Below are 1,834 nucleotides of genomic sequence, written 5' to 3'. Positions count from 1 at the left end.
GAGCAAGTTATTTTAAAATAAAAAAGGTGGTTTAAGGCAAAAAGAAAATATTGATTAACTTTAGAGAACTGGACTATGGCTTTTCATAGGACACGCTGTTACAAGCCGTTATTCTATTATAGTTCAAGTTTGTCAATTCGGTTTCCAATTGTAATTTCTTTCATTTCTTGTTCTAAGTGTTTAAACTCGGACTTTTGAACTGATTTAATTTGTTCTCCTTTTCTCAAAAGATGTATTTCGTCACAAGTATCACTTAAAGTTGAAAAAATATGTGAAGAAATTAATACTATTTTATTCAGCTCTTTAAGCTTTAAAATTATTTCTATCAATATGATATTGCTCTGAATGTCAACCCCATTAAAAGGTTCGTCAAGGATAAAGTATTCGTTTTCTTGAAGTAGAATAGCGGTGATTGCCAGTTTTTTCTTCATTCCTGTCGAGTAAGTTGAAGCATATTGATTGAGTGGTAAGTCAAAAATATTCTTGCTCTCCAATTCTAAATTAGACTTGTCACGGGCATTACAAAGTAGTCTGATGTATTCTTTGCCTGTTATCTTAGAGAAAAAGAAAGGGTCTGTCAGAAGTAATCCTAAATGATTTTTTAAAGGCGAATGTTCGGAAATTATTTCTCCATTATAACTTTCTAAACCTGCAATACATCTAAATAGTGTTGTTTTTCCTGCTCCGTTTTCGCCAACAATTCCATAAACTTTTCCTTTTGAAAACATCATTGAAATGTTTTTCAAAACTTCGTTTTTACCGTAACTTTTACTTAGCCCATTAATTTTAATCATTCAGTAAATATTTTAGCTTATTAATAGACTTTGTATAAAAAAATGGAATGATAGCCAATAACAAAGGCGGAAAATAAAGGCTAAATGCAATTATTATTCCTTCTGGTAAATTCATCTCTCCTGGATAAGCAGAATATTTAGCAAGAATAACTGTCCAAAGGAATAAAAGTCCAATCAAGAAAAAGACTAAAATCAATTCAAATTCGCTTGGATAAAATACTAAAAGACTAATTATGATTGGAATAGCTAAAAGAGTAGTGTTTTTGGATGCGTTTAAAACTTTATTCTTTAAAAAAACTTTGGGCGTTTCTGCGTGAACCCAAACATAATATTCTTGCTCAGGCTTGTGGTAGTAACTAAAAGAGGTTAAGAAAACCAAAAGAAAAGCGAAAATCCCCAAATTAAGATTGTCAACATTTATGGCTATAACTGTCAAAGCATAGGCAACAGGAAATATTAAAAAGGTCTTTCTAAAACCTGTTGAAAATTCAAATGGTTTTTTAGAAAATGGCGTTGGGATTGTTAGATTGAAATTGGAGTGAAAAGAGAATAAGGCAAGAATAATCGAACATAAAAATAGAATACTGGCTTCAATGATAAAACTTTTGTATAGTAGAATAGAAAAAAAAGGCATATAAAGGATAAGATTCTCGATAATTCTTATTCTCATTTTTGTTTTATCTCCGAAAGTTGAAAGTAGAAAATCTGTTCTATTTTTTTCAGATAGTTTGAATTGTAAACTAAGACAAGTTAAGATTACAAAGTATTTGGAAAACTCTGTCTTTTGGAAAATGTATTCTGAAAGCAAAACAAAAGCAGTTAACGCCAAAAGATAGCCTAAAAGAGGATTAAGTCCTGCTTCCTTAATCTTTCGGTTTGTCAGCACATATTGTAATTCAAAATAATCTTTCATTTTATGCTTCGTCTCTTTTTATAATGGCTTGTAACGGTTCGGCTAAGCGTAGTGCGGGGGCAAGGAAACTTTTCGTTTCCGTCTGCGCACAAAGCTAAAGTTTTTGGTTTTGCTTTTTCTTTTTTTT

2 protein-coding genes are annotated in these 1,834 nt (G+C 30.9%); both read right to left on the bottom strand.

The window, feature by feature from the left end; all coding sequences use genetic code 11:
• Nucleotides 1-116 precede the first annotated feature (116 nt).
• Nucleotides 117-794: an ABC transporter ATP-binding protein gene (locus BUB37_RS21195; RefSeq protein WP_072996075.1), complete on the bottom strand. Its 678-nt coding sequence runs from the start codon at nucleotides 792-794 to the stop codon at nucleotides 117-119.
• A complete protein-coding gene (locus tag BUB37_RS21190; RefSeq protein ID WP_072996073.1) occupies nucleotides 787-1,707 on the bottom strand; it encodes a hypothetical protein in 921 nt (306 codons plus the stop codon). The genes BUB37_RS21195 and BUB37_RS21190 overlap by 8 nt, the downstream gene beginning before the upstream one ends.
• Nucleotides 1,708-1,834: the final 127 nt, after the last annotated feature.

This window comes from Pseudozobellia thermophila, from assembly GCF_900141855.1.
GTDB lineage: Bacteria > Bacteroidota > Bacteroidia > Flavobacteriales > Flavobacteriaceae > Pseudozobellia > Pseudozobellia thermophila.
This window is presented reverse-complemented; position numbering and strand designations above follow the sequence as displayed.